The organism is Aliirhizobium wenxiniae, from assembly GCF_019511445.1.
GTDB classification, from domain to species: Bacteria; Pseudomonadota; Alphaproteobacteria; order Rhizobiales; family Rhizobiaceae; genus Neorhizobium; species Neorhizobium wenxiniae_A.
Genome location: NZ_JAEUAN010000048.1, coordinates 1 through 5,968 on the forward strand (window position 1 = coordinate 1; position 5,968 = coordinate 5,968).

General features: G+C 56.0%; 3 protein-coding genes and 4 pseudogenes. 4 read left to right on the plus strand and 3 right to left on the minus strand.

Translation table 11 applies throughout. From position 1 onward, the window contains the following. Positions 1 to 161 precede the first annotated feature (161 nt). Both JNB91_RS30080 and JNB91_RS30085 read left to right on the plus strand, forming a co-directional pair. A complete protein-coding gene (locus JNB91_RS30080; RefSeq protein WP_220329098.1) occupies positions 162 to 1,406 on the plus strand; it encodes a COG3904 family protein in 1,245 nt (414 codons plus the stop codon). 407 nt (positions 1,407 to 1,813) lie between these two features. Then, positions 1,814 to 2,563 (plus strand): SH3 domain-containing protein, encoded by a 750-nt coding sequence (locus JNB91_RS30085; protein ID WP_220329099.1) that lies wholly within the window; start codon positions 1,814 to 1,816, stop codon positions 2,561 to 2,563. 124 nt (positions 2,564 to 2,687) lie between these two features. On the opposite strand, the pseudogene JNB91_RS30090 reads toward JNB91_RS30085, so the two are convergent. Continuing rightward, a pseudogene (locus JNB91_RS30090) lies at positions 2,688 to 2,982 on the minus strand (PRC-barrel domain containing protein). Between the two features lie 146 nt (positions 2,983 to 3,128). Between JNB91_RS30090 and msrA the strand changes: the two are divergent. After that, a complete protein-coding gene (gene msrA / locus JNB91_RS30095; protein WP_220329100.1) occupies positions 3,129 to 3,644 on the plus strand; it encodes a peptide-methionine (S)-S-oxide reductase MsrA in 516 nt (171 codons plus the stop codon). A 167-nt stretch (positions 3,645 to 3,811) separates the two neighbouring features. Here the strand turns inward: msrA and JNB91_RS30100 are convergent. Continuing rightward, positions 3,812 to 4,192: pseudogene (locus tag JNB91_RS30100) on the minus strand (integrase core domain-containing protein); the annotation flags it as partial. Between the two features lie 143 nt (positions 4,193 to 4,335). On the opposite strand from JNB91_RS30100, the pseudogene JNB91_RS30105 reads away from it, so the two are divergent. Then, positions 4,336 to 5,629, plus strand: a pseudogene (locus tag JNB91_RS30105) (IS110 family RNA-guided transposase). A 211-nt stretch (positions 5,630 to 5,840) separates the two neighbouring features. Here the strand turns inward: JNB91_RS30105 and JNB91_RS30110 are convergent. Further along, positions 5,841 to 5,968, minus strand: a pseudogene (locus JNB91_RS30110) (IS3 family transposase); the annotation flags it as partial.

Below are 5,968 nucleotides of genomic sequence, written 5' to 3' on the forward strand. Positions count from 1 at the left end.
CACGAAAATCGATCTAAATCCGTCGCGATAACTGTCCGCGACTTTCTGAAATCACTGTCCCGTACTTACTGAAATCGATGTCCGCGACTTACTGAAATGCCTGTCCGCGACATACTGAAACCCGCAGGCTATCGTGCAATTGTGGCTTTGGGGATTATCTTGTGCGTGCGTATCTCGCGATTGTAGCGGCGTGGATAGCGCTGTTTCTCTGCTCTCCTGCGATTGCCGGGGTTCAACTTCGGACTGTCACCCTTGAGAGCGGTGCAACGCTCATTGTGATCGACGGCGAATTCGAGCTTAAAGACGATCCCGTGGAGCTCGCGAAGATGGTGCTGTCTTCAAATGCCAAGCTAGCCACCTTCAACAGCAACGGTGGAAACGTTCACGCGGCGATCCAATTCGGTCGAGCAATTCGTCGTTTAGGCTTGAGCACCATTCAGATACGATCGGCCCAATGTGCGTCGGCATGTGCCCTGGCTTTCGTCGGTGGGGTAAACCGTGATGCCGAACCTGGGGCTATCGGCGTCCATCGGTCGTCTTTCTCCGAGGATGCCAGACTGGACGGGCAATCTGCCGTCGCGGCTATTCAAGCGGTTACCGCCGAAATCCTGACCTATCTCGTGGAGATGGGTGTTGATCCCAAACTCCTCCAGTTGAGCCTGACCACCGATAGCTCGGACATGCGGTATCTGACTTCAAGCGAGATGGCCCAGCTTCATGTGACATCGTCGCAGCCGGATCAAGCTGCCGAAACGCAGATTGCGCAAACCAGGGATCCAAGCCAGCAGGCCGCGTCGCCGACAGATGAGGGCGCAAGTGAGCGGGATCGTGCCAAAGCCATCAAGTTCTTGACGAGCTATCATGAGGCTTGGTCGGGGCCATCCGGCAGGGCGCTGGCATTTATGCGATCTGCGTATGCCGACAACGTTCTCTTCTACGGGAAGACGATGTCTCGGGACGAGGTGCTTGGGGACAAGGCCACGTTCATAGATCGTTGGCCCAAGCGGGCTTACAGCATCAGGCATGGTTCGGAGCGGCTATCCTGCGGTGTTACGTGCTCTGGCACGGCGATCGTGGAGTGGTTCGCCTACAGCCCCAAGCGCGGCAAGACATCGTCGGGCAGTGCTGAGATATCCTTCGTCTGGAATCCTCGAACGGGGCAGATCGAGACCGAAGATAGCAAGGTTCTGGAGACCGATCGCGGACAGAAGGCCCCGGACCGCATCATAGCGCAGTGGCAGCAGCAGAATGGAACCTGCCGCGGCAACAGTGGCAATGATCCCGAGACGATGAGGGCGTGCGATCGTCGCGAGGTGGTCGGGGCTGCGCTCGAGGCCGTCGGTTGGTGCTATGGCCGAAAAGGTGAATATGGATATCAAATGGATTGGCACCAATGCGGACGATAGGATTGGCGCGGGCTTTAGCGATACGGTCGCTTGTAGCGTGTGTGTGCGGGCTGTCTGCGGTGACCTGGGCTCACGCTGAGCTCGTATACACGAAGAAAACGACCTCGGACGGGACGCCCTATCTCGTAGTCTCGGGTCGATTCGATGCATCCGACGACCTTCGAAAGTTTGATGTCGCAGTAGTTCAGGAGCATCCGACGGCAATATCATTCGATAGCCCTGGCGGAAGCGTCGTAAAATCGATCGAACTCGGCCGCAAAATTCGGGCGGCAGGTCTGCCGACGATCCAAGCTCGATCCAACGATTGCGCGTCCGCCTGTTCGCCGGCCTTTCTTGGCGGAGTGAAGCGGTTCGCCGAGCCCGGTTCAATTGGTGTCCACAAGTCGTCGTTTAGCGACACTGCCGGGATGGATATCCACGAAGCGGTTTCAGCTGTGCAGCAGATGACTGCCGAGGTCGTAGTGTACATGGCCGAGATGGGGGTAGATGCGGGCCTGTTGCAGTTGTCCTTGAGCTACGACAGCGATGACATCCGATACCTCTCAGGCAGCGAGATGAAAAAGTTCAGGGTGACAACGGAAGAGGATGGCATTGGTCAGCCAGATCGAGTTGCTGCAAACGATCCTGTCATGCCCCGTGCCGAACCGACTGCAGCGTCGAATGTCGCTCCGATAATATCGCTCGCGATACCTCGCCCACGGAATGGGATTATTCAACATCCCAAGGGCGAAGCGGCTCTAAAGGCAAGCGCTGATCCGAACTCTAAGTCGATGGGAACCCTCATCAATGGTCAGTCCGTTGAGATCATCGAAAAGGCTGGCGACTGGTATAGCGTTTCTTCAGGGATGCACCGCGGCTACATGCACTATTCATGGGTTTGGGTCCGGGAGTTCGAGGAGCGCCAGTTCGGAAAAAGATACGTTCAGATCAAGAGCTACGATGATCTGCAGAAGGCTTCGGATTTTGTTCGCGGCTCGTCTATTCCGCTGGTTGCGCATTTGGCTGCAAATGGTTGGTTTGCAATCACGCTTGCGCAAACCATGGATGAGGAAACAGCAAAATCGATATCAAAATCGCTGAAAGACAGTAACTCGATCCCAAAGGACTCGATGATTACGTTTGGGAACACCTACGTCCGGAAGGTCTGTTGCGAGTAGGTGGTTCCGGCGTCAAGCGAGAGTGCAAGGACGTTTTCCGTATCTGTTTGGCCTTCGAAGCCGCTGATATGTCAAAGGCCCGCCGAGAATCGGCGAGCCCTGCTTTTCGATCTTGTCCAACACCTCAATGATGGTGTTCTGGCATCTCTTTCAACTGATCCTTCGTCCAGGCCGTTACCGCGTGGACGTCGCCGTCCTCATCTCGCATAAAGTCGAGATCAGTTAGAAGCACTGCGACAGGCTTTGCGCCGATGCCAAGAAAGCCGCCCACGTCGATGATTGCCGTGCTGTTCACTCCAGCACCATGAACGTGGTCCACCTTGCACCTTATGATTATCGGCTCCGTAAAGGGAGGCCCCTTCAAGCACGGACGATTTCAGCTCGTTGGGGGTAAGGCGAACATGCTCGGTATGTCTCATTGAAGTCTCCTTGTTGATGGAGGCTAAATTGGTCGAGGCAACAGATTGTTCAGTCGCTGCCACGCCAATGGCAAGCTTGCGCCGCGCACTGGCATTAGGTCTTTGTAGAACCCATATTCGCTGCAGATATCATTCGGAGGTCTGAGATGACTACAGAACGCGCTGTTTTAGCTGGTGGCTGCTTTTGGGGGATGCAGGATCTTATCCGGAAGCTGCCCGGCGTCGTTTCCACTCGGGTGGGTTACACTGGCGGCTCTGTAAAGAACGCCACTTATCGAAATCATGAAGGGCACGCGGAAGCGATCGACATCAACTTCGATCCAGCAAAGACGAGTTTCCGCGACCTTCTCGAGTTCTTTTTCCAGATACATGACCCGAGTACCCTTAATCGGCAGGGGAACGATGTCGGCACAAGCTATCGCTCGGCGATCTTCTACACGTCGGACGATCAGAAGAAGATCGCGGTTGACACCATCGCTGACGTTGACGCCTCGGGTATCTGGCCGGGCAAGGTCGTAACCGAAGTGGTGCCTATTGGAGAATTCTGGGAGGCAGAACCCGAACATCAGGACTATTTGGAGAGAATTCCGAATGGATACACGTGCCACTTTCCCCGTCCCGGCTGGAGACTGCCCAAGCGTAAGGTTGGTGTGACTGCCTAGTCCCGGAGCGAGAGAATATGGAAAGCGGTGTGAGGCATCTCAAGTTAGCAAGTCGGCTATCTCGGCGGCAGCGAGCCTTGCCTCAGAATACCGAGGCAGTCCGCGATAAAGCCGAGGCTGGTGCTCGGAGCAGAACCAGCGCGTGAGGGTGACCTTGCCCCCAAGTTTTATCCAGTTTTGAGTTCGCTCCAGCGGTTTTGGGTTGCTGTATTTGGGGCGGTAGCGGCGGGTTGCGGTGCGGAGCCATTCCGGCTGCGCAGCACCGCATCACGTCGCGGGTTGATTGTCTGAGCGAACTCGGCAGGTGTCAGCCAGCCAAGTCCAGAGTGTGGTCGATGATCGTTGTAATCGCCGCGCCAAGATAAAAGCGCCGATCGAGCATGGGGCAGTGACGAGAAGAGCGTTTCATTCAGGAACTCGTCTCGCAGCCGCCCATTGAAGCTTTCGATGAAGGCGTTCTGGATCGGCTTGCCAGGCGCGATGTAGTGCCATTCCACCTTGGTCCGATCCGTCCATTGCAGGATCGCGTTGCTGGTGAACTCGCTGCCATAGCACATTGGGAATCTTGCTCTGACATTGCCGACGGCGCGCGAAGCCAAGCGTAGCGCAGCGCGCCGTACTGGGTGGTCATGGCCGGCCAAGAGGTCTCTAAAGTGAAGTTGTCGAGACAACACTTTGGAGGCGACAAGCCATGACCAAATATCCTTCTACTCCCACAAACGGCGTGCTGGTAGCGATCGATATGTCGAAGCACCGTCAGGAGGTCCTTATTGAGCGGCCCGAGGGTGGACGGCGCCGTCGCATGACGGTGATGGCGACCAAGGATGACTATGACCGTTTGGTCGAGGAACTCACTTCCATGGCACGACCAATCGTCGTCGGCTTTGAAGCTACGGGCAATTATCACCGTACTCTGGCGTATAAGCTGCTTGTGGCAGGTTTCCAGTTGCGACTGATCTCTTCCGTTGCTTTGGCCAGAACGCGTGAGGCACTGCATAACGGCTGGGACAAGAACGATCCGAAGGATGCGCAGGTTATTCTGCACATGCTGCGGATCGGTGCCACCCAAGTCTACGCAGATCCGCTTGAAGCCGGCATCAACGATTTGCAGGAACTGTCGAAGACGCACGAAGTCATCTCCAAATCCAAGACCCAGACCTGGCACCGCATCCTGAACCACTACCTGCCACTCTATTTTCCCGAGATCGCCCACTTTGCTGGCAATAGCCGGTCGGACTGGTTTTTAGCGTTGATCGAACGCTTCCCGACACCCACCAGCATTACTTCGCTCGGACGTGAGGCGTTTGTTGCGGAAGCGTGGTCGCTCGTTGGCCGTAAAGTCTCAAAAGCACGATTAATCAATGATATCTTCGAGACAGCCTGCTCATCGGTAGCGCTGCCTATAGCCGAAGACGCCGTCGCGATCAGCATGTTCCGCATGATTATTGGTCAAGGGCGCGGCCTGATCCGTGAACGCAACCGCATCGAGCAAATCGCTCAGTCGCTGCTTGCAGAGCATCAGGACTATCAGCTCCTGTGCAAGATTCCCGGGATAGGACCCATCAACGCTTTGACCATTTTGGCCGAAGCAGGTGACTTGCGCCGTTTCCGACACCATCGGCAGTTTTTGAAGTTTTGCGGCCTCGATCTTGCGACCTCGCAGTCGGGCACCTTCCGAGGCCGGACTAAGTTATCGAAGTATGGAAACGCTCGCCTCCGCCGGACTTTCTGGATGGCCGCACAAGTCGCATCCCGCCAACGTGATAACAGCTTCCGCGACAAGCTTGGAAGATACATGGCTGGCAACGCCAATGATGCAGATCGCAGACGTAAGGCAATGACAGCTCTTACTGCCAAGATGGCACGCGTCGCTCACGCGGTCATCAAGACACAGACAGAATACCGGCCGTTCGTTGAACGACCGGAGACCAGGTGGAAGGACCCCTCTCTGCAAGTGCCGTAAGGGCGCGATTGCGACCCTGTAGATAATGTTCGGGCCTTCCACCTGGGCACGTATCCCATCTTAAGGACGGTGAGGACCACGGTGTGACATGCCGATGGATCCTGTGTTTGCTATGGCAGGGAACGATCCCATTGACGGTGGAAACCATCTGGAGCAATCTTATGAATGCATCGGCAGTTGCTGATGCAGGGAGACCTGTTGGCCTGTTTCCGTTTTGCTTGCCCACATAGGACGTTGTCGCTGACGATCATCTTCGGCTTGCCTCGTCCCTCGATGATCCGATCCAGTTCACGGGCAACTCGCAGGCCGGAAAGGGACGTATCGGCGACGAGTGCCAGGCATTCCCTGGTGCAATCGTCGA